Source organism: Streptomyces sp. XY431, assembly GCF_001279805.1.
Taxonomy (GTDB): domain Bacteria; phylum Actinomycetota; class Actinomycetes; order Streptomycetales; family Streptomycetaceae; genus Kitasatospora; species Kitasatospora purpeofusca.
The window spans coordinates 1-219 of sequence record NZ_LGDO01000445.1 but is presented as its reverse complement, the minus strand read 5'-3'; the positions used below and the strand labels follow the sequence as shown (position 1 = coordinate 219).

The following is a 219-nucleotide window of genomic DNA, read 5'->3' as shown; positions in this document are numbered from 1 at the left end:
GAAGTCTCCGTCGACCCATTTGGCTGCGTCGATCCAGCCGCCGTCGAGGTCGCTCCACTGGGTCCATCCGGGGAAGCGTGAGCCGTCGGACAGGAAGACTGCGGTGGACAGTTGGCCGTGGTTGTTCCAGGAGGCGGCGATGTCGTCCTTCCGGTCGCCGTTGAAGTCGCCTCCGAGCCATTGGGTGGAGTCGAGCCAGCCGCCGGCGTTGGTGGCCCA

1 pseudogene is annotated in these 219 nt (G+C 66.7%); it reads right to left on the bottom strand.

From position 1 onward, the window contains the following. Nucleotides 1–219: pseudogene (locus ADK60_RS28250) on the bottom strand (hypothetical protein); the annotation flags it as partial.